At 58.2% G+C, this 21,055-nt stretch carries 15 protein-coding genes; 5 read left to right on the top strand and 10 right to left on the bottom strand.

The window, feature by feature from the left end; all coding sequences use genetic code 11:
- Nucleotides 1–28 precede the first annotated feature (28 nt).
- The gene (gene fumC / locus ACR6AS_RS05170) at nt 29–1,426 is read right to left on the bottom strand and encodes a class II fumarate hydratase (protein WP_434161338.1); all 1,398 of its coding nucleotides are present in this window, start codon (nt 1,424–1,426) and stop codon (nt 29–31) included.
- 191 nt (nt 1,427–1,617) lie between these two features.
- On the opposite strand from fumC, the gene manA reads away from it, so the two are divergent.
- From manA to add, 3 genes are all read left to right on the top strand, one after another.
- On the top strand, nt 1,618–2,793 hold the full coding sequence (manA, locus tag ACR6AS_RS05165; protein ID WP_293769947.1) for a mannose-6-phosphate isomerase: 1,176 nt from the start codon (nt 1,618–1,620) through the stop codon (nt 2,791–2,793).
- A 132-nt stretch (nt 2,794–2,925) separates the two neighbouring features.
- Nucleotides 2,926–4,425 (top strand): YdgA family protein, encoded by a 1,500-nt coding sequence (locus ACR6AS_RS05160; RefSeq protein ID WP_434161336.1) that lies wholly within the window; start codon nt 2,926–2,928, stop codon nt 4,423–4,425.
- Between the two features lie 190 nt (nt 4,426–4,615).
- On the top strand, nt 4,616–5,611 hold the full coding sequence (add, locus tag ACR6AS_RS05155) for an adenosine deaminase (RefSeq protein WP_111140480.1): 996 nt from the start codon (nt 4,616–4,618) through the stop codon (nt 5,609–5,611).
- A gap of 65 nt (nt 5,612–5,676) precedes the next feature.
- Here add and ACR6AS_RS05150 read toward each other — a convergent pair whose 3' ends face one another.
- The 5 genes from ACR6AS_RS05150 to ACR6AS_RS05130 all read right to left on the bottom strand — a co-directional run bounded on the left by ACR6AS_RS05150 (nt 5,677) and on the right by ACR6AS_RS05130 (nt 11,533).
- Entirely contained in the window at nt 5,677–6,723 is a 1,047-nt protein-coding gene (locus tag ACR6AS_RS05150; protein ID WP_367395468.1) for an oxidoreductase, read from the bottom strand.
- A 216-nt stretch (nt 6,724–6,939) separates the two neighbouring features.
- A complete protein-coding gene (gene araC, locus ACR6AS_RS05145; RefSeq protein WP_111140482.1) occupies nt 6,940–7,857 on the bottom strand; it encodes an arabinose operon transcriptional regulator AraC in 918 nt (305 codons plus the stop codon).
- 76 nt (nt 7,858–7,933) lie between these two features.
- The gene (araH, locus tag ACR6AS_RS05140) at nt 7,934–8,917 is read right to left on the bottom strand and encodes an L-arabinose ABC transporter permease AraH (protein WP_111140483.1); all 984 of its coding nucleotides are present in this window, start codon (nt 8,915–8,917) and stop codon (nt 7,934–7,936) included.
- Between the two features lie 12 nt (nt 8,918–8,929).
- Complete coding sequence (araG, locus tag ACR6AS_RS05135) at nt 8,930–10,450, bottom strand: L-arabinose ABC transporter ATP-binding protein AraG (protein WP_293769940.1); 1,521 nt, start codon at nt 10,448–10,450, stop codon at nt 8,930–8,932.
- 99 nt (nt 10,451–10,549) lie between these two features.
- On the bottom strand, nt 10,550–11,533 hold the full coding sequence (locus ACR6AS_RS05130) for an arabinose ABC transporter substrate-binding protein (protein ID WP_111140485.1): 984 nt from the start codon (nt 11,531–11,533) through the stop codon (nt 10,550–10,552).
- Nucleotides 11,534–11,898: 365 nt separating this feature from the next.
- Here ACR6AS_RS05130 and ACR6AS_RS05125 point away from each other — a divergent pair, with 365 nt between their 5' ends.
- Nucleotides 11,899–13,602, top strand: coding sequence for a ribulokinase (locus ACR6AS_RS05125; RefSeq protein WP_111140486.1), 1,704 nt, complete (start codon nt 11,899–11,901; stop codon nt 13,600–13,602).
- 141 nt (nt 13,603–13,743) lie between these two features.
- The gene (gene araA / locus ACR6AS_RS05120) at nt 13,744–15,243 is read left to right on the top strand and encodes an L-arabinose isomerase (RefSeq protein WP_434161332.1); all 1,500 of its coding nucleotides are present in this window, start codon (nt 13,744–13,746) and stop codon (nt 15,241–15,243) included.
- A 656-nt stretch (nt 15,244–15,899) separates the two neighbouring features.
- Here the strand turns inward: araA and yjfF are convergent.
- The 4 genes from yjfF to ytfQ all read right to left on the bottom strand — a co-directional run bounded on the left by yjfF (nt 15,900) and on the right by ytfQ (nt 20,444).
- Nucleotides 15,900–16,886 carry a galactofuranose ABC transporter, permease protein YjfF gene (gene yjfF / locus ACR6AS_RS05115; protein ID WP_293769935.1) on the bottom strand — a complete coding sequence of 329 codons (987 nt, stop codon included), beginning with the start codon at nt 16,884–16,886 and terminating at the stop codon, nt 15,900–15,902.
- Nucleotides 16,883–17,899, bottom strand: coding sequence for a galactofuranose ABC transporter, ATP-binding protein YtfT (ytfT, locus tag ACR6AS_RS05110; RefSeq protein WP_111140489.1), 1,017 nt, complete (start codon nt 17,897–17,899; stop codon nt 16,883–16,885). Before ytfT ends, yjfF begins: the two co-directional genes overlap by 4 nt.
- Nucleotides 17,892–19,412 carry a sugar ABC transporter ATP-binding protein gene (locus tag ACR6AS_RS05105; RefSeq protein ID WP_111140490.1) on the bottom strand — a complete coding sequence of 507 codons (1,521 nt, stop codon included), beginning with the start codon at nt 19,410–19,412 and terminating at the stop codon, nt 17,892–17,894. Before ACR6AS_RS05105 ends, ytfT begins: the two co-directional genes overlap by 8 nt.
- A gap of 75 nt (nt 19,413–19,487) precedes the next feature.
- Entirely contained in the window at nt 19,488–20,444 is a 957-nt protein-coding gene (ytfQ, locus tag ACR6AS_RS05100; protein WP_111140491.1) for a galactofuranose ABC transporter, galactofuranose-binding protein YtfQ, read from the bottom strand.
- Between the last annotated feature and the right edge of the window lie 611 nt (nt 20,445–21,055).

The following is a 21,055-nucleotide window of genomic DNA, read 5'->3' as shown; positions in this document are numbered from 1 at the left end:
GCCAGACTCCGCTGGCCTCTGACGTCGCTTACGACTTCATGCTGCCGACCATCTCTTCCGGCCGGACCCAGGCATCAAACTCCTCTTCGGTCAGGTAGCCCAGCTTCAGCGCCGAGCCTTTCAGCGTCAGCCCCTCTTTGTGCGCCTTTTTGGCAATTTCTGCGGCTTTGTCATAGCCAATATGGGTATTCAGCGCCGTCACCAGCATCAGCGACTCATTCAGCAGCTGATCGATACGCTCGCGCACCGGCTCAATGCCGACCGCGCAGTGATGGTTGAAGCTGTCCATGCCATCTGCCAGCAGGCGCACCGACTGCAGGAAGTTATGGATGATCATCGGACGGAAGACGTTAAGCTCGAAGTTACCGGACGCGCCGCCCATGTTGATCGCCACATCATTTCCCATTACCTGACAGCAGAGCATGGTCATCGCTTCACACTGGGTCGGGTTCACTTTGCCTGGCATGATCGAGCTGCCGGGTTCATTTTCCGGGATGGCGATTTCGCCGATGCCGCAACGCGGGCCGGACGAGAGCCAGCGCACATCGTTAGCGATCTTCATCAGCGAGGCGGCCAGCCCTTTCAGTGCGCCATGCGCATGGACCAGCGCATCGCAGGTCGCCAGTGCCTCGAACTTGTTCGGTGCCGTGACGAACGGCTGTTTTGTCAGATCGGCCAGCGCCGCCGCTACCCGCACCGCATATTCCGGATGGGTGTTCAGGCCGGTGCCAACGGCGGTGCCGCCCAGCGCCAGCTCCGCTACGTGCGGAATGCTCTGCTCGATATGCTTCAGGTTATGCTCCAGCATCGCCACCCAGCCGGAGATCTCCTGCCCCAGCGTCAGCGGCGTGGCATCCTGCAGATGGGTACGGCCAATCTTGACGATATCTTTAAAGGCGTCGGACTTCTGGCTCAGGGTCTGTTTCAGCACCTGAATCTGCGGGATCAGCTGTTCGCGCAGGGCGATGACGGCAGCCACATGCATGGCGGTCGGGAAGACGTCGTTGGAGCTCTGGCTCTTGTTCACATCGTCGTTGGGATGAACCAGCCGCGACATGCCGCGCTCGCCGCCCAGCAGTTCACTGGCGCGGTTAGCCAGCACTTCATTCATATTCATGTTGGTCTGCGTACCGGAACCGGTCTGCCAGACCGCCAGCGGAAATTCATCCGCATGCTGGTCAGCCAGCACCTCATCCGCCGCGCGGACAATCGCATCGGCACGCTCAGCGGGCAGCAGGCCCAGATCGCGGTTGACGCTGGCCGCCGCCCGTTTGGTCAGCGCCAGGGCATGCACCAGCGCGGTCGGCATTTTTTCGGTTGAGATGCGGAAGTGCTCCAGTGAGCGCTGCGTCTGCGCGCCCCACAGTTTGTCTGCCGGTACGTTGATGGGGCCCATTGAATCTTTCTCAATGCGGTTGGCTGCCATGAATACATCTCCTTCACCTTATATTTAAAAGAATGTGCACCTGGTCTGGCGATCGTCCAGGGTACACCGGATCGCAATACACAATAATTTAACATTATCAGAGCTTAGCGCCGTTTGGGACCGGGTCGCTATTTTTAACGACAGTTTCTGCTTTAATAACGACCATAATTTTCGTGACCCGGGAGTTCGTGATGCACAAAATGAACAACTCGCTGCAAAATTATGCCTGGGGCAGCCAGACGGCGTTAACCCGGCTCTATGGCATTGCCAACCCGCAGGGCCTGCCGATGGCGGAACTCTGGATGGGGGCGCACCCGAAAAGCCCTTCTACCGTCTCTGATCGGGGTCGTCAGCGGTCGCTGCGTGAGGTCATCGCGGCCGATCCTGTCGCCATGCTGGGTGAAAGCGTTGCCCGGCGTTTTGGTGAACTGCCCTTTCTCTTCAAAGTCCTCTCTGCCGATCGGCCTCTCTCCATTCAGGTTCATCCCAGCAAACCCGCAGCCGAGGCCGGCTTTGCCCGTGAAAATGCGGCAGGGATCCCCCCCGGCGCCCCGGAGCGCAACTATAAGGATGATAACCATAAGCCGGAGCTGCTCTACGCGCTGACCCCTTTTCAGGCGATGAACGGTTTCCGGACGCTGACGGAGATGGTGTCGCTACTGGAGCCGGTCGCAGGTGCGCATCCGCAGATTGCCCATTTTCTGCAACACCCCGATCTTAAGACGCTGGCCGTGCTCTTCCCTGCTCTGCTCTCGCTGGAGGGTGAGGCGAAATCGCGGGCACTGGGCGTCCTGAAATCGGTGCTGAGTGTGCAGCAGAGTGAGCCGTGGCGGACTATCCGCGCCATCGCGGCAGACTATCCGGACGACTGTGGCCTTTTTTCACCGCTATTACTGAATGTGAGGACGCTGCAACCGGGCGAGGCGATGTTCCTCCGGGCGGAAACGCCGCATGCCTATCTGAAAGGCGTGGCGCTGGAGGTGATGGCCAACTCCGATAACGTGCTGCGGGCCGGGTTAACCCCGAAATATATTGATGTCGATGAGCTGATGGCGAACCTGACGTTCGCAGAGAAACCCGCCAGCGAGTTACTGATTGCACCGACGCAACAGAGCCACGCTCTGCGCTATCCGGTTCCGGTAGAGGATTTTGCCTTTGCCATTCACACGCTCAGCGCCGCACCCCAATCGCTGGCGCAGCAGAGCGCCGCCGTGCTGTTCTGCATTGAGGGGCAGGCGATGATTATCAGAGGTCATGAGCAGCTGTCGCTGAAGCCCGGTGAGTCCTGCTTTATTCCCGCCTGTGAATCGCCGGTGTCGGTGGCCGGAACGGGCCGTCTGGCACGGGTCTTTAACGACTTAGGGTGAACCGGCTGACGAAGGGCCGGTTAACTGCTATTATTTCAACCTATTAGCGTTTCAGCGCCTGCGGGCGTTTTTCTTCGGTCGTCAGGGCAAACCTGCGGCGTAAGCGGACTCAAGGATAAGGACGAATCAGCAATGAAAAAGACCAATGTTGCCGTAGGTGTCATCATCGCACTGGGTGTAATCTGGACTGGCGCGGCATGGTTCACGGGCAAACAGATTGAAAGCCACAGGGATCAGCTGGTCCAGAATGCCAACGCGCAGCTCAATGCTTATGCCCCCAACAGCCGACTGAAGATCAGCTATCAGGATTACCAGCGCGGCGTGTTCAGCAGTAAAGTGAATCTGGTGATTCAGGCCAGCTCACAGACGGAAGATAATCCGCTGCTCAAGCCTGGCCAGAGCCTCATTCTGAATGAAACCATCGACCACGGCCCCTTCCCGTTTGCTCAGCTGAAGCATTTCAATCTTATCCCGAGCATGGCCTCGGTCCATACCGAACTGGCCAACACCGATGCGGTGAAGAAGCTGTTTGAGCTGACCGGAAATAAATCCCTGATCAACGCGGATACCCGCATTGGTTACAGCGGTGCGACCGATACGGCGCTGCGCATCCTGCCCATCGATTATCAGAACGCACAAAGCGGCGAACGCCTGGCGACCAATGGCGGGACCTTCAACGTCAGCGCGGACAACAAAGGCGACAAAGTGTCGCTCGACAGCGATGTCGATAGCCTGGCGCTGACCAGTAAAAATGAGATGGGCCAGCCGGTGCTGTTCACCCTTAACGGTCTGAAGCTGAGCGGTAAGACCCATCTCAGCCCGGAAGGCGTGCGGATTGGCGATCAGTCGGTGAATATTGAGAAGGTCAATGCCAGCATCAATGGTCAGGACGCCCTGACGCTGCACAACATGAAAGGCACCTCCTCGTTCGATAACAGCGCGGGTAAGATTGGCGGCAATATCGACTATCAGGTGGAAAGCGTTCAGCTGCAGAAGCAGGACTTTGGCCAGGCGGCGCTGAAGATGAAACTGTCTCAGTTTGACGCCCAGGCGGTAAAAGCCTTCTCCGATCGCTACAACGCGCAGATGCAGGCGCTGCAGAATCAGCCAGGCCTGGCAGACGACCCGATCCGCTATCAGGCGGGCGTGCATGAGATCCTGATGAACAACCTGCCGATGCTGCTGAAAGGTTCGCCCTCACTCAGCATTGCGCCGCTGAGCTGGAAGAACGATAAAGGGGAAAGCACCTTTAACCTGACCGCTAACTTCAACGATCCTTCACTGGTGACCGGCGAAGCGCAGAGCCTGAGCGCCATGGTGGATCGGGTTCTGAAGTCGCTGGACAGCAAGCTGACAATCAATATGCCGATGGCGACCGAAACCATGCATAAAGTGGGTCTGGCCGAGGGCTATCAGGCGGACGACGCACAGAAACTGGCCGACCAGCAGGTGAAAGGTCTGGCGGCGATGGGTCAGATGTTCCGCCTGACGCAGCAGCAGGATAACAACATCGTCACCAACCTGCAGTACGCCAATGGTCAGGTCAATATGAATGGCGACAAGATGACGCTGGAGCAGTTTTTGTCCCGCTACATGCTGGGTATGCCGACCAGCGAAGGAATGCCGCAGTAACAGGTTTTATCGCATCAGGGCGGCCTTCGGGCCGCCTTTTTTATCGCCGGAACGGCCGGATCGGGTATTTCATCCGGGTTATGGGTAATTATGCAGCATCCGGCGACGCCGTTTGCGCAAATAACTGGCGCTGTTGCGCATGATATTTTTATAATGCTCTGCACTTCACTGACAACTGAGCGAGTGCACCATGATCGATTCTGAAATTCCCCTGACTGATATTCATCGCCACCTTGATGGCAACATCCGTGCACAGACCATCCTTGAATTAGGCCGCCAGTTTAACCTTGACCTGCCCGCTTCCACGCTGGAAACGCTGCGTCCGCACGTTCAGGTGGGCCAGAACGAACCTGACCTCGTGAGCTTTCTGCAGAAGCTCGACTGGGGCGTAAAAGTGCTGGGCGATCTTGATGCCTGCCGCCGCATCGCGCGTGAGAATGTCGAAGATGCCGCCCGCGCTGGCATTCACTACGCTGAACTCCGTTTTTCCCCCGGTTATATGGCGATGACCCACAATCTGCCGATCGCCGGTGTGGTGGAAGCGGTGATCGACGGTGTGCGTGCCGGTCGTCAGCAGCACGATATCGACGTGCGCCTGATCGGGATCATGAGCCGTACCTTCGGTGAAGAGGCCTGCCTCAACGAGCTGGAGGGATTACTGGCGCATCGCGATCACATTACCGCAGTCGATCTGGCGGGTGACGAGCTGGGCTTCCCCGGCAGTGAATTCCTGAGCCACTTCACGCGGGCGCGCGACGCGGGCTTCCGCGTGACCGTGCATGCGGGCGAAGCCGCCGGCCCGGAGAGCATCTGGCAGGCGATTCGTGAACTGGGTGCGGAACGTATCGGTCACGGCGTCAAAGCGATTGAGGATCGGGCGCTGATGGACTTCCTGGCGGAGCATCGCATTGGCATCGAATCCTGCCTGACCTCCAACATCCAGACCAGCACCGTGCCGTCGCTGGCGCAGCATCCGCTGAAGAGCTTCCTTGAGCACGGCATTCTGGCAACCATCAACACCGACGATCCGGCGGTTCAGGGCATTGAGCTGGCCCATGAGTATCATCACGCCGCGCCAGCGGCGGGCCTGAGCGCCGCGCAGATCCGGCAGGCGCAGGAAAATGGCCTGACCATCGCCTTCCTCAGCGAAGCAGAGAAAGCGGCGATTCGCGCCCGCGTCCGGTAATCCCCGCGCGCAAAAAAAACGGGCCGGATAGCCGGCCCGTTCTGCTTTCTGTCTTTTCCCGACGATCAGACGCGCTTCAGCGACATCGTCTGGCGCTTCCCGGCGGATTGCAGACCCAGTTCGATCAGCTCCATCACCTGAATCGCCTCTTCCGCCGTAACCGGGTTGTTGCCCCGTCCGGCGATCGCCTCCCGCACCGCCGCGTAGTAAGCCGGATAGTTACCTGGCTGCGTCAGCTGCGTGGTTTCTTTCAGGTCATCGCCCTCAACCAGCGTCAGGATGCCATCGCGCATGTCGTAGCCCCAGTCCGCCTGCGGCGGGAAGTCACCCGACTTCAGGCGATCTTCCTGCGGGTCCAGCCCATATTTGATGTAGCTGCCGCGCGTGCCGTGCACCGTATAGCGGGCAGACTCCGCCGCCACCAGCATACTGGCATGCAGCACCACACGGCGCTGTGGATAGGTCAGCGTGGCGTGGAAATAGTCCGTAGTCTGCGCGCCCGGCCGCATCTCGGCCAGATCGACATTGATGGCAACCGGCGGGCCAAACAGCTGCAGCGCCTGGTCCAGCAGATGCGGCCCCAGGTCATACCAGATGCCACTGCCCGCGCCCTTCATCTCACGCCAGCGATTGCGGACCTCCGGACGGAAGCGGTCAAAGTGCGACTCAAAATAGCGCACCTCGCCCAGCGTACCCGCCTCCAGCAGCGATTTCAGGGTCAGGAAGTCGCTGTCCCAGCGGCGGTTATGAAACACGGAAAGCAGCAGCCCATTCGCTTTTGCCAGCGCATCCAGCTCGCGAGCCTGTGACAACGTCACGGTGAACGGCTTATCGACAACCACATGCTTCCCGGCATTCAGTGCCGCTTTAGCCAGCGGGAAGTGCGTATCATTGGGGGTAGGAATCACAATCAGCTGCAGCGTCGGGTCATCCAGCAGCGCCTGGGGATCGGCCACCACCTGAACGCCAGGCCAGTCGGCGTGGACTTTGCTGGCGTCGCTACTGGAAATCGCGGCCAGCTCCACGTCCGGCGTTCCCGCAATCAGCGGGGCATGAAACGTTTTACTGGCAAAACCGTAGCCGATCAGACCAACACGTAATTTATCGCTCATTTTGCTTCCTCTCAGAGCCAGGCCCATCTGGTGAAATGATGACAGCCAGTCCGGGCACAGGCAGTGCACGCCCTGCACCGACAGATGTCCGTGACGAGGAAGCGTACTGCGCGGTTTCGGACTGGCGTCGGGACCTACCAGAGGGATCAGGTATTTAGTCGCTATTGATTTAAGACGATCAACCCGGTGCGGACAAGGAGGAATTTCCCGAAAAAACTAAGAGATAGCACTCCGCGCTAAAGGCCAGGCGGTCTGCGCCGCGAGGCTGTCATGGGCATCCTGATTACGGCGGCGGAAGTCACTGGGGCTGACGCCGACCCGCTTACGGAACACCCGTGAAAAGTAGAGCTGGTCGTCGTAGCCCACTTCACGTCCGACCGAAGCAATCGGTTCCTGGGTGGTCTGCAGCAGCAGTTTGGCACGGATCACCCGCTGATCTTCCCGCCAGCGCAGCAGGTTAACCCCCATCTGCTCGCGGAAGAGGTGCGCCAGCCGTGACGGTGACAGACAGACGTGGCGCGCCACCTCCTCGATTCTGACCTCGCTGGCGAGATGATTGGTGACATACTGACAGGCTTCGATGACGCGGGGATCGCGGATCAGCTGATGACTGCGCGGATCTTCCTCAACGGCGCGCAGCAGCAGCCGTTCCAGCAGGTTCATCGCCAGCTCTTCCGCGAAGCGGCGGCCCGAGTTATGGGTCTGTTCGATACTGGCAAACAGGCGATCAAATTCGCCGCGCAGCGACTCCGGCAGCAGCAGGCGTCCGACGCCCTCCTGCTCATCCTGCCAGCGCAGCCAGTCCTGCCAGTAGGCACGCGGACGGAAATAGACCCAGCGGTGAAACCACTGCGGGCTGTCCGGCGCGCGGCCATAGTAATGGGCGGTTTTTGGCTGGAACAGCAGCAGTTCACCCGGTTCACAGTCGAATGCCCGCTCACCGTCGAATACCCGCCCCTTACCTTTAATGGTGAGATTCAGAATGTAACCTTTCATGCCGTGCGGGCGATCGATAAAGAAATCGAGCGGACCATCGGCGGTAATCGGGGTCAGCCCCGCCACCAGCCAGGCATTAAATGAATAGCCCGGCAACAAGGGGTTTTGCTGTTCGGCCGGTAATTCACGGTGATACATAGCACCCTCACTCAGTCTGTTATTGTCCGGATAGCCCGCAGAGACGGCTGCATCTGCGGGCCAACGACTCGCGCAATCAGGCTTTTTTCTGTTTGTAACGGTCAAATATCACCGCAGCTAACAGTATCAGACCGCGCACCACATACTGTGAGAATGGCGAGATATTCAATAAATTCATCGCATTCTCAACTGTACCCAGGATCAGTACCCCGGCCACAACATAGGAGATTTTGCCGATCCCCCCCTTCAGCGACACGCCGCCCAGCACGCAGGCTGAGATCACCACCAGCTCATAACCGATGGAGGTCATCGGCTGGCCGCTGGTCATGCGTGACGCCAGGATGATGCCCGCCGCCGCCGACACCAGACCGGAGAGAATGAAGATGATGATGCGGGTACGCACCACCGGCACGCCCGCCAGCCGCGCCGCCTCTTCATTGCCGCCGATCGCCAGCGTATTGCGGCCAAAGGTGGTTTTGTTGAGCAGGAAACCGAAGATCAGCATCGTCGCCAGGGTCAGCCAGATCGGCGCCGGTACGCCCAGCCAGTTAGCGAAGCCCAGCGCAAAAAAGCGCTCATCTTCGATGCCGACCGCTTTACCGTCGGAGAAGATATAAGCCAGACCGCGTACGATCTGCATGGTCGCCAGCGTGGTGATCAGGGCGTTGATCTTCAGCCGGGCAATCACGAAGCCGTTGATAAAGCCCGTGATCATCCCCAGCACCAGACCGGCCGCGACGCCGATCCACAGGCTTTCGGTCATGTTGATCACCACGGCGGTGACCACGCCCGCGCAGGCGATGACCGAGGCAACCGACAGGTCAAAATCCCCGGACGCCAGGCAGAAGAGCATGCCGCAGGCGACCATGCCGGACATCGACATCGCCAGCCCCAGGCCTTTCATATTGATAAAGGAGCCGAAGTTCGGCACAAAGATCGCACAGACAATAAACAGCAGCGCAAAAACGACCAGCATGCCGAAGTTGTCCCAGATGCGACCTAACTGCAGTCCGCCGCGTGATGCAGGCTGCGGCGTATTTGAGGTCGTGGATGAAGCCATGATGCTCTCCTGTCAGGCCACGGCGGCCGCTTGAGTGGTTTTAGGCATCGCCAGGCTCAGCGTCTGCTGCTCCGTGGCGTCGTCGTGCAGCAGTTCACCGGCGATGGCGCCTTCGCGCATCACCACGATGCGATCGGCCAAGCCCATCACCTCCGGTAAATCGCTGGAGGCGAACAGCACCGCGATGCCCCGGTTCGCCAGCTGATAAATCAGGTTATAGATCTCATGTTTGGCACCGACATCGATGCCGCGCGTCGGCTCATCCAGCAGGATCACCTTCATCTCCTCCGACAGCCAGCGTCCCAGAATCGCTTTCTGCTGATTACCGCCGGAGAGGTTCATGATCAGCTGATCGGCGCTGGGCGTCTTGATGTTCAGCGAACGGATGTGGCTGTCGGCGTTTTTGTTTTCCCAGCCGTTTTTGATCAGGCAGCCTGCGGTCAGGTTGTGACGCCGGGCGCTGATATTGATGTTATCGCGCACCGAATGCACCGGAATGATCCCCTCGGCTTTGCGATCTTCCGGGCAGAGCATAATGCCCGCACGAATGGCATCGATCGGCTCGCGCAGCGGCAGCGGCTTGCCATCCAGGATCACCTGACCGCCACGCAGACGGGTGCCGCCAAACAGCCCTTTCAGCAGTTCACTGCGTCCGGCACCCACCAGACCAAACAGCCCGACGATTTCACCGGCATGGACCTTCAGCGAAATCGGCGTACGGACGCCCTTCGCTTCGACCTTATCCAGCTCCAGCCGCACCGCGCCTTTCGCCCGCGGCGTGTAGCCATAAATATCACCGAGATTACGGCCGACCATCGCCTGCACCAGATCGTCGTGATGGGTGTTCGCCATATCGGTGAAGGTGCGCACATAGCGGCCATCCTTGAAGACGGTGATGGCATCGCTGAGGGCAAAGATCTCTTCCATACGATGTGAAACGTAGAGCACCACCCGGCCCTCCTCACGGAGCTGGCGGATGACGCGAAACAGGTTGTCGATCTCACGCGCCGACAGGGAGCTGGTCGGCTCATCGAAAGCGATGATGCGCGCGTTACGCGCCAGCGCCTTGGCAATCTCCACCATCTGCCACTGTCCCAGCGACAGATATTTCAGCGGCATATCGGGGTCGATATCCATACCGAGGTTTTTCAGTTGCAGTCCCGCCTCATAACGCATCAGCTTACGGTTCACCAGCCCGTGTTTATGGGGGATCTGACCGAGGTAGATATTCTCCGCCACGCTCATCTCCGGCACCAGATGCAGCTCCTGGTAGATAATGGCCACGCCCGCGTCCAGCGCATCTGTGGTGCGCTGAAAGCTCATGGGCTGCCCTTTAATACGAATCTCACCGCCGCTCGGCTGATAACTGCCGCTGAGTATTTTTAACAGCGTCGATTTGCCCGCACCGTTTTCGCCCATCAGCGCATGGACCTCACCGCCGCGGCAGTCGAAAGAGATATCCTGCAGCGCTTTCACGCCAGGAAAGGTTTTACTGATGCCATGAAACGACAGAAATGCTGAATCAGTGTTCATGTGGATCCTCACTCTTCCGCGCCGCCAGCCGGTTGGGGCTGGCGACGCGAAATCGGCTACGCAGGATGCCAGGCGACAATGCGCCTGACAGGCTCAGGGTTACATCAGTCCTTTTTTCGCCAGTTCAGTTTTGAAGTTGTCACGGGTGATTAGCACCACATCGGTAACTTCGGTGAATTTCGCCGGTTCTTCACCCTTGCTGACCCAGTTGTAGAGCATCTGGCTGCTTTTATAGCCGTGAATATCCGGGCTGGGCAGCAGCGAACCGTAGAAGCCGGTCGCTTTGTCTTTCGACAGTTCGCTGACCGCATCCACGCCGTTGATGCCGATGCCGATGACGTCAGCCGCCTTAAAGCCCTGACCTTCTGTGGCGCGCACGCCACCCAGCACGGTGTTGTCGTTCATGCCGACAATCAGCCAGTGTTTGATTTCAGGATGCTGAACCAGCAGGGAGTTACCGGCGTCAAACGCGCCAGGGATATCGTTGGATTTGGTCGGCACCTGATAGATCTGTCCGGCCGGGAAACCGGCTGCCTTCAGCGCGTCCATAGAGCCGCCGGTACGACGACGGGCGGTATCGAGCTCGTTGGCCGTAATCGCCATCACGCCGGTGGTTTTCACATCCCAGCCGCGCTTCTGCATCTCTTTATAGAGTTCCTGACCCTGACGCTCACCAATTTTGGTCGCCGCCATCATCACCAGCGGCACGGTGTCCATCGGTTTGCCTTTGGCCGTCACGAACTGATCGTCAACCGCGATGACCTTCAGGCCGTAGCCGCGCGCTTTCGCCATAATGGCCGAGCCGAGTTTCGGATCGGGCGTACAGATCACAAAACCTTTTGCACCGTTGGCCGCAAGGCTGTCGATGGCATTCAGGGTCTTTTCCCCATCCGGCACGGCAATTTTGATGACGTCAAAGCCAAGATCTTTGCCCGCCTTATCGGCGAATTTCCATTCCGTCTGGAACCAGGGTTCTTCTGGTTGCTTGACTAAAAAACCCAGCTTCATGGTCTCGGCGATAGCGGATTGTGACATAACCGCTGCCAGGCCGATGGCCGCGAATGCTTTAGTGAATTTATGCATGATGCTCTCCGGTACCAGGTTATTTTTCGCTGCTAATAACGAATTGGTGTAAACGCTACCAGTTAGTTTTGTTTTGTGGGTACAGCCATAAATCAGTGCGTTAGGCTGCTATGTGCAGTCAGCCTGTGCAGACGCTGGGCTAGTTTTAGCGGGATTAGCGAAGAAAAATGTAGAGCGGTATCACATCTTAAAATCACGACAAAATGATCCATATATTCAGCAAATTTAACCGGACCTTAACTTTTGCAATGGATCACAAAATCACTGCCGATGACAGAAAAGTGCATATTGTCAGCCAGCCAGGACTAACTGTTCCAGCGCGCCGAACCCAGGATACAGGAGTTAACTCATCACAGGAGATTCCAATGCGTGCTGGAGCCATCACCCTTGGGCTGGATTTTGGTAGTGATTCGGTGCGTGCGCTGGCCGTGGATTGTCACAGCGGCAAAGAGCTGCAAAGCGCGGTGTCCAACTATCCGCGCTGGCAACAGGGCTTATACAGCGATCCACACACCAACCGTTTTCGTCACCATCCGCAGGATTATATTGATGCTATGGAGCAGGCACTGCTCGGCGTGCTGAATGCGCTGAGTGACGAGCAGCGCCGCGCCGTGGTCGGTATTGGCGTGGACAGTACCGGCTCTACCCCTGCGCCGATTGACCGCGAGGGGCATGTGCTGGCGCTCCGTCCGGAGTTCGCCGACAACCCTAATGCGATGTTCGTCCTGTGGAAAGATCACACCGCCATAGAAGAAGCCGAAGAGATCAATCAGCTCTGTCACAGCGGCCGCTTCCAGGATTACAGCCGCTACATCGGCGGTATCTACTCCTCCGAATGGTTCTGGGCCAAGATTCTGCACGTCTCGCGTGAAGATGCCGCCGTGCGTGAGGCGGCGGTCTCCTGGGTCGAGCTGTGCGACTGGGTGCCCGCCCTGCTGAGCGGCACGACGGCACCGGATAAACTGCGCCGCGGCCGCTGTGCAGCCGGACATAAAGCACTGTGGCACGGCGACTGGAACGGTCTGCCCGATGCCGACTTCCTCAATGCGCTCGATCCGCTGTTAACGCAGCAGCTCGACGCCCCGCTCTTTACTGACACCTGGACGGCCGATCTGCCGGTCGGCACGCTCAGCGCGGAATGGGCTCAGCGGCTGGGCCTGACGCAGACCGTCACGATCTCCGGTGGCGCGTTTGACTGCCATATGGGAGCCGTGGGTGGCGGCGCGAAGCCCTATACGCTGGTGAAAGTCATCGGCACCTCAACCTGCGACATCCTGATTGCTGACGCAGAGCAGGTTGGCGATCGCGATATCAAAGGCATCTGTGGCCAGGTCGATGGCAGCGTCATGCCCGGTGCTATCGGGCTGGAGGCGGGTCAGTCTGCGTTTGGCGATATCTACGCCTGGTTCAGCCGTTTACTGGGCTGGCCGCTGCAGCTGGCGGCGCAGCAGCATCCCGCGCTTAAGCCGCAGCTGGCGGAGATGCAGAAGAGCCTGATCAAAGATCTGACCGAGGCCTGGGCAGCAAATCCGCAGCTCGATCATCTGCCGGTGGTGCTCGACTGGTTCAACGGTCGCCGCACGCCGAATGCCAACCAGCGACTGAAAGGGGTCATCACGGATCTCAATCTGGGCACCGATGCACCGGCGCTGTTTGGCGGACTGGTCGCAGCCACCGCCTTTGGTGCGCGCGCCATCATGGAGTGCTTTGAACAGCAGCAGATCCCGGTGGAGAGCATCCTGACGCTGGGCGGCATCGCCCGCAAATCGCCTGCCATCATGCAGGCCTGTTGCGACGTGATGAACCGGCCGCTGGATATCGTCGCCTCAGACGAATGCTGTGCGCTGGGTGCGGCGATCTTTGCCGCCGTTGCCGCAGGTGTATATGCCAGCGTCCCGGACGCGCAGCAGGTTATGGCCAGCCCGATCGCCGTCACCCTGCAGCCCGACCCGGCGCGCGTCGCCCGCTATCAACAACTTTATCAACGCTATCAACAATGGTGCGTGACGGCTGAACCGCAATACGCCGCCCGCCCCGCTTCCGCTACGAGCCTATCCCGGCAGGCGTAATTGTTGCAGGCAATCTGCTCCCGGACAGCGCGTAACAGGCAGGCGTTCAGGTTGCTGAAGCAGCCTGTGTGCGCACTGCCCGGGTTCAGACAGACAAATTAAACAGCCTACCGGGGTAGGCGCAAAGTAAAGGAGTGATTTATGGAACAGTTAAATAGCTACAGCGTGTGGTTCGTCATCGGCACACAGCACCTCTACGGCGCGGAAACCTTACGCCAGGTTGAACAAAATGCCCGTCAGGTCGTTGAAGGTCTTAATCAGACCGGCTTACCACTGCGCCTGGAGCTGAAACCGCTGGTGAAATCACCGGATGAAGCGCTGGCCCTGTGCCGCGACGCCAGTTTCGACCAGCAGTGCGTCGGTATTATTACCTGGCTGCACACCTTCTCGCCGGCCAAAATGTGGATCGGTGGCCTGAGCGTACTCAATAAGCCGCTATTGCAGTTCCATACCCAGTTCAATTCGGAGATCCCGTGGGACAGCATGGACATGGACTTTATGAACCTGAACCAGACGGCGCACGGCGGCCGCGAGTTCGGCTTCATTGGCGCGCGTATGGGCCTGCAACACAGCGTGATCACAGGTCACTGGCAGGACAGCGCCAGTCAGCAGCGTCTGGGGAACTGGATGCGTGCAGCTCTGGCGAAACAGGAGAGCCAGCAGCTGAAAGTGGCCCGTTTTGGCGACAACATGCGTGAAGTGGCCGTCACCGAAGGCGATAAAGTAGCCGCACAGATCCAGTTTGGTTATGCGGTGAATGGCTGGGGCGTCGGCGATCTGGTTGAGGTCATCAACGGCGTCAGCGATGGCGACGTCAATGCGCTGATCGACGAATATGAGAGCCTCTATCGCTTTACCGATGTCGCTGCGTCGGGCGGTGAAAAGCGTCAGAACGTGCTGGATGCGGCGCGTATTGAACTCGGTCTGACTCGTTTTCTGGAAGCGGAAGGCTGCCACGCCTTTACCACCAACTTCCAGACGCTGCACGGCATGACGCAGCTGCCTGGACTGGCGGTTCAGCGCCTGATGGCGAAGGGGTACGGGTTTGCCGGCGAAGGTGACTGGAAAACCGCTGCCCTGCTGCGCATTTTCAAAGTTATGGCTGGCGATCGTAAAGGCGGTACCTCCTTCATGGAGGATTACACCTATCACTTCTCACCTGGCAACGATCTGGTGCTCGGTTCGCACATGCTGGAAGTCTGCCCGTCGATTGCCATCGAAGAGAAGCCCTTAATTGATGTCCAGTTCCTCGGCATCGGCAATAAAGCCGATCCGGCGCGCATGATTTTCTCGACCCCGGCTGGCCGGGCAATCAACGCCAGCGTGATCGACATGGGCGATCGTTTCCGTCTGCTGGTAAACGTGGTCGATGCGATCGAACAGCCGAAACCGCTGCCGAAGCTGCCGGTTGCGCGTGCGCTGTGGAAAGCCCAGCCGTCACTGGCGACCGCCTCCGAAGCGTGGATTCTGGGCGGTGGCGCGCACCATACGGTGTTCAGCCAGGCGCTGACGCTGGAGGATATGTATCTGTATGGTGAGATGAACGACATCGAAGTGCTGGTAATTGATGAGCACACCCGGTTGCCAGCCTTTAAAAATGCGCTGCGCTGGAATGAGGCCTACTACCGTCTGAAACGTTAATCAGGGCTTTCTGGCGCCTTTCGTCTCTGCGATAAGCGAAATGCAGGGGCTTAAAGGCGCCCTATATTAAATCTCCGTGTTATGCGGTGCGGAACGGCGGCGTGCCGTAATGTCGCCGTTGATCCCCTCCTCAGGCTCACCCCCTCACGTTCAGTAACGCCATCTCAGCCCTTAAAGCAGCACTAAAGCACGAACGGGAAGGAGACGCGTGCCTGAAGAGCAAAACGTCCGCGCCAGGGATAGCGCGGCCGATCCGCAGGGATGCGGGGATTCTTTGCGTTCAGGCTCGCCTTTCCTGACCTGGCGCCCCAGCCATCAGCGATGCGTTGTTTTCTGACACCCCGCATACAGACTCAGTAACGCCATCTCAGCCCTTAAAGCAGCACCAGAGCCCGAACGGGAAGGAAACGCGTGCCTGAAGAGCAAAGCGTCCGCGCCAGGGATGGCGTGGCCGATCCGCAGGGATGCGGGGATCCTTTGCGGTCAGGCACGCCTTTCCTGACCTGGCACCTCAGCCATCAGCCATCAGCCATGATTTTTTTTGCCACCCTAAGCTCCTCCCGGAAATGAACAGCGCGCCGAAACAAGGAATAGGCTATATCTGGCGCAAAAAAAGGCGGCTCCTGAGAGCCGCCTCTTATCCTGACATTGAATAATCAGGAAGTGAGTCGCTTAACCGGCGCGTTCTGCTGACGATCCCAAATCACCGTCAGTAACCGCTGCAGGGCGATAAACGCAAACAGCAGAATCCCGATAGCGATCTTGGTCCACCAGGAGCTCAGCGTGCCGTCGAAATTGATCCAGGTCTGAATCAGCCCCTGAATCAGCACACCAAACAGCGTCCCCAGCACCGTCCCGACCCCGCCCGACAGCAGCGTACCGCCGATCACCACCGAGGCAATCGCATCCAGCTCCACACCCAGCCCGGCCAGCGCATAACCTGCCGAGGTATAGATCGAAAAGACAATTCCGGCCAGCGTCGCCAGCGTGGTAGAGAGCATATAGATCTTAATGGTGGTGGCGCGGGTCGACACCCCCATCAGCTGCGCCGAGGTCAGATTGCCGCCGATGGCGTAAACCCGGTTACCAAAACGGGTACGGTGCGCCAGAATAATCCCGCCCACGACCACCACCAGCATAATCACCGCCAGCAGGCTGAGGCGACCACCGCCCGGCACTTTCCACGCCAGCCCGGAAAGCATTGTATAGAACGGATGATCGATGGGAATCGAGTTTTCCGACACCAGATAGCTGCAGCCGCGCAGGAAAAACATCCCCGCCAGCGTAATAATAAAGGCCGGGATCTTCAGTGCATCAATCAGCCAGCCCATCATGGCCCCGAACAGCGCCCCCATCGACAGAATCAGCGCAAACGCCAGCAGCGGATCGAGATGGAAATCGCCAATCGCCCGCGCCAGGAACACGCCGGTAAACGCGATCACTGCACCAACCGACAAATCGATCCCGCCGGACAAAATCACAAAGGTCATGCCAACAGCGATAATGCCGAGGAAAGCATTGTCAGTCAGAATATTGCAGATCACCCGCGTAGAGGCGAAGCCCGGGAACTGGCTCAGACAGAACAGATAACCCGCCACAAACACCAGTAGCGTAATCATCAGCGGAAGATGACGTTTAATCATGTCGGACGTCTCCGTTTCAGCATCGCAATAAACCGCGGTGACTGCAGTAACAGCACGCACATCACCACCACCGCTTTCACCACCTGATTCAGCTCCGGCGGGAAGCCGGAGAGCAAAATCCCGGTATTCATCGACTGGATAATCAGTGCTCCAATCAGCGACAGCACCAGATTAAAACGACCGCCCATCAGCGACGCACCGCCAATCACCACGGCCAGAATCGCATCCAGCTCCAGCCACAGACCGGCGTTATTGGCGTCCGCACCGCGAATATCCGCCGCAACGATCAGACCAGCAACGGCAGCACAGACGCCGCTGATCGCATAGGTAGACATCACCACCAGCCAGCCGGTCACACCCGCATTGCGGGCCGCACGCAGGTTAATCCCCACCGCTTCGATAAACAGCCCCAGCGCAGTCTTGCGCGTCAGCAGCCAGACCGCCAGCGCCACCACCAGCGTAATCCAGACCGGCACCGGCAACATCCACAGCGAGCCATTACCAAACCAGCCGAGACTGTCGCTGTCGAAGGTCACAATCTGTCCCTGCGTGATCAGCTGCGCGATACCCCGCCCGGCCACCATCAGAATCAGCGTGGCCACAAACGGCTGGATCCGCAGCAGCGCCACCAGCACCCCATTCCACAACCCACAGAGCAGGCCGGTGCCCAGCGTGGCGAGGATAATAAAAGGCACGCCGTGACCCGCCACGGTCAGCGTGGCAGCGGTGGCACCTGCGATGGCCATCACCGCACCTACGGAGAGATCGATACCGCCCGTGGCGATCACCAGCGTCATCCCAATCGCCAGCAGCGCCACCGGTGCCGCACGGTTAAGAATATCGATCGGGCTTCCGAACAGACGCCCATCCTGCAGATGCACGGCAAAAAAGTTACTGGCGACCAGACTGTCTATCAACAGCACCAGCAGCAGCGCAGCAATCTGTGGCATCCCGGATGGGAACTTCAGCTTACGACGTGGCGTTTTTTCAGATGACATAGGCGACTCAAGCATGTTGTACCCCTCCGTCCGCGATAGCATTGACGATCGACGCCACCGAAAGCTGCTCCAGTGGAATCTCTGCCACCTGCTTCAGATCGCGCATGATCAACACCCGATCGGCATAACCCACCAGCTCTTCGAGTTCAGAGGAGATCACCAGCAGCGCCAGACCATCAGCGCACAGGGATTCAATCAGACGAATAATCTCGGCGTGCGCGCCCACATCAATGCCGCGCGTAGGTTCGTCGAGGATCAGAAACTGCGGTTTTGTGACCAGCCAGCGCGACAGCAACACCTTCTGCTGATTGCCGCCCGATAACAGCTCCACCGGCTGCTCAGCGTGCGGTGTACGAATGCCCAGACTCTTGATAAAACGGTCGGCAATCGCCTGCTGCTCGCGCCGCTTAATCGGCCGTAACCAGCCACGCTGCGCCTGCAGTGCGAGAATGATATTTTCCCGAACCGACGCCGCGCCAATAATCCCGTCAGTCTTGCGATCTTCCGGACAAAAGCCCATTCCCAGCTGCGAGGCTTTCGCCGGGTTGGTGATGCGCTGCACTTTGCCCTTGATCTTCGCGGTTCCGCGATCGGCCCGACGAATACCAAACAGCACCTCAGCGGTTTCGGTACGGCCCGACCCCAGCAGTCCCGCCAGACCCACAACTTCGCCGGGACGCACCGCCAGATTAAACGGCTCGATGGTACCTTTCCGGCCATAATCTTCAAACGACACCACCGGCTGATTGCTGCGCAGGGTGCTGCCCTGCCGCTGCAGCGCCGTCTCCAGCAGTTCACGCCCCAGCATCAGCTTAATCAGCTCGATCTGCGGCAGCGTGGCGGTGTCGTGGGTGGCGATATACTGCCCGTTACGAAGCACGGTAATCCGATCGGTAATCCTGTACACCTGGTCAAGAAAGTGGGTCACAAAAATCAGGCTCATCCCGCGGGCTTTTAACTGCGCCATCAGGGTAAACAGCATCTCTACTTCGCTGGCATCGAGGCTGGCGGTCGGCTCATCAAGAATCAACACCTGCGCCGACAGATCCACCGCACGGCAGATGGCAATAATCTGCTGCATTGCCACCGAGTAGTGGCCCAGCGGACGGGTCACATCGAGGGAAAAGCCATAATTCCGCATCAGGGCATCGGCATCCCGCACCATTCTGCGCCGGTCAATCAGGCCAAAGCGACGCGGCTCACGGCCAATGTAAAGGTTATCCGCCACCGACATGTTCGGCAGCATATTCACTTCCTGATAGACGGTGCCGATGCCCATCTCCTGCGCCTGCGCCGTATTATGCGGTGTGATTGGCTTACCGTTCAGGGTAATGGTGCCGGCATCGCGGCTGTAAACGCCGGTCAGCACTTTAATCAGGGTGGATTTGCCGGCACCGTTTTCACCCAGCAGCGCCATAATCTCCCCTTTGCGAATATCAAAGGAGACATTATTCAGGGCCTTAACGCCGGGAAAACCTTTGCTGATGCCGTGGATGGATAACAGCGGTGTTTCACTTTGCGTGGTCATTCTGCTCACTCCGCCTTACGTCAGGAAAAACCGCCCCATAGGGCGGTCTGCGGCTGGTCTGAGGCTGCGGGTGAATCAGTAACCCATGCCTTTTTTGGTTTCCAGCTCCTTCTGCGCGTCAGCAGGCAGGAACAGCTTCGATTCGGTCTTGATCACTTTAGGCGGCAGCGTGCCATCCTTCTTAAACTTCTCCAGCGCATCAAATGCCGGACCTGCCATATTCGGCGTCAGCTCCACGTTGGCGTTAGCCTCACCGGCCAGCATCGCTTTATAGATATCCGGCACCCCATCAATTGAGCCGGTCAGAATATCCTTGCCTGGTTTCAGGCCCGCTTCTTTAATCGCCTGAATGGCACCGATCGCCATATCATCGTTGTGCGCGTAAACCATACAGATGTTTTTGCCGTTGTTCTCGGCCTTGATAAAGCTCTCCATCACCTCTTTACCCTTACTGCGGGTAAAGTCACCCGACTGCGAACGGATCACTTTGATATTCGGGTGGTTGCTGATGGCTTCCGCAAAGCCCTTCTTACGATCGATGGCTACGCTGGCACCCACGGTGCCCTGCAGTTCCACCACGTTACACTGCTTGTCGCCCACCGTTTTGACCAGCCAGTCGCCGATCAGCTTGCCTTCCAGGACGTTGTCCGCCGTGACCACCGCCTGGTAGAGCGATTTGTCTTTCACTACAATCGCGCGGTCCAGCAGGTAGACCGGGATTTTGGCATCTTTAGCTTCTTCCAGAACTGGTTCCCAGCCGGTCTGCACCACCGGAGCGATAAAAATGGCATCCACGCCCTGGGCGATAAAGGAGCGGACAGCCTTGATCTGGTTCTCCTGTTTCTGCTGACCATCGGCGATTTTCAGGGTAATGCCCCGTTTTTTGGCTTCGCTTTTCGCGACGTTGGTTTCCGCCGAGCGCCAGCCAGATTCAGAACCCACCTGCGAGAAGCCCACCGTCATATCTGCAGCGAGCACCGGGCCGGTTAACGCAGCGCTGACCAGCGTGGTCAGAAGTAAACGTTTCCACATAGTTTTTTATCCTCTGAAAGGCGATTGCTGTTTAGGGTAGAGAGCCTGCTTAGACTGGACTAAAAAAGGGTGCATAATGGCGACATACTTCACAAAACAGAGCAATTTAAAGGAGTTACGTGCAGATGGGCGGCTTCGCCGAGGAGATAGCTATGGATAAAACGGCTGAATATCGCCAGCATGGCCGTTAAATAATTGTAATAAACAGAGGCGCTTATGCTTCCACCCTCTGGAAACGATTACAGAGAGGCGTACAAAATGAGTTACGCCGCGGGTCGTTAACAAAAAATGGGTTTTGTGACTGGCCGCACACTCCCCGTCAGACCCGCCTCTGGCGCGAAACGTTTCTCTGACGACAGCGATTGTCAGACCCTTTGTTCCGGCCTTAAAAAGTAAAAAAGCGGGCGCTGATTTACGGAAGAGTGTGAAATAATCAAAAAGAGTATTTTACATCACATTTTATCGCTTCGTTTATCTGATATGCTTCCCGATCATTTTTTACAGCCTCAGGTTCAGACAACGGCTCAACGCCCTCCAGCCAGATAAAACCGCCGGATAGCGCCGTTTGCTGACGAATAAAGTGCTTTTATCTGATTTTCACCTTTTTCACG

Origin of the sequence: Pantoea phosphatilytica (assembly GCF_051025615.1) — a bacterium.
In the GTDB taxonomy this organism is placed as follows: Bacteria; Pseudomonadota; Gammaproteobacteria; order Enterobacterales; family Enterobacteriaceae; genus Pantoea.
Note: the sequence above shows the minus strand (reverse complement) of the source record. Positions and strands in the feature narration are given on the sequence as shown.

What these genes read in the sequence shown, in the direction of transcription:
- fumC (WP_434161338.1), bottom strand. Translation starts at nt 1,426, where the DNA reads ATGGCAGCCAACCGCATTGAGAAAGATTCAATGGGCCCCATCAACGTA.
- manA (WP_293769947.1), top strand. Translation starts at nt 1,618, where the DNA reads ATGCACAAAATGAACAACTCGCTGCAAAATTATGCCTGGGGCAGCCAG.
- ACR6AS_RS05160 (WP_434161336.1), top strand. Translation starts at nt 2,926, where the DNA reads ATGAAAAAGACCAATGTTGCCGTAGGTGTCATCATCGCACTGGGTGTA.
- add (WP_111140480.1), top strand. Translation starts at nt 4,616, where the DNA reads ATGATCGATTCTGAAATTCCCCTGACTGATATTCATCGCCACCTTGAT.
- ACR6AS_RS05150 (WP_367395468.1), bottom strand. Translation starts at nt 6,723, where the DNA reads ATGAGCGATAAATTACGTGTTGGTCTGATCGGCTACGGTTTTGCCAGT.
- araC (WP_111140482.1), bottom strand. Translation starts at nt 7,857, where the DNA reads ATGTATCACCGTGAATTACCGGCCGAACAGCAAAACCCCTTGTTGCCG.
- araH (WP_111140483.1), bottom strand. Translation starts at nt 8,917, where the DNA reads ATGGCTTCATCCACGACCTCAAATACGCCGCAGCCTGCATCACGCGGC.
- araG (WP_293769940.1), bottom strand. Translation starts at nt 10,450, where the DNA reads ATGAACACTGATTCAGCATTTCTGTCGTTTCATGGCATCAGTAAAACC.
- ACR6AS_RS05130 (WP_111140485.1), bottom strand. Translation starts at nt 11,533, where the DNA reads ATGCATAAATTCACTAAAGCATTCGCGGCCATCGGCCTGGCAGCGGTT.
- ACR6AS_RS05125 (WP_111140486.1), top strand. Translation starts at nt 11,899, where the DNA reads ATGCGTGCTGGAGCCATCACCCTTGGGCTGGATTTTGGTAGTGATTCG.
- araA (WP_434161332.1), top strand. Translation starts at nt 13,744, where the DNA reads ATGGAACAGTTAAATAGCTACAGCGTGTGGTTCGTCATCGGCACACAG.
- yjfF (WP_293769935.1), bottom strand. Translation starts at nt 16,886, where the DNA reads ATGATTAAACGTCATCTTCCGCTGATGATTACGCTACTGGTGTTTGTG.
- ytfT (WP_111140489.1), bottom strand. Translation starts at nt 17,899, where the DNA reads ATGCTTGAGTCGCCTATGTCATCTGAAAAAACGCCACGTCGTAAGCTG.
- ACR6AS_RS05105 (WP_111140490.1), bottom strand. Translation starts at nt 19,412, where the DNA reads ATGACCACGCAAAGTGAAACACCGCTGTTATCCATCCACGGCATCAGC.
- ytfQ (WP_111140491.1), bottom strand. Translation starts at nt 20,444, where the DNA reads ATGTGGAAACGTTTACTTCTGACCACGCTGGTCAGCGCTGCGTTAACC.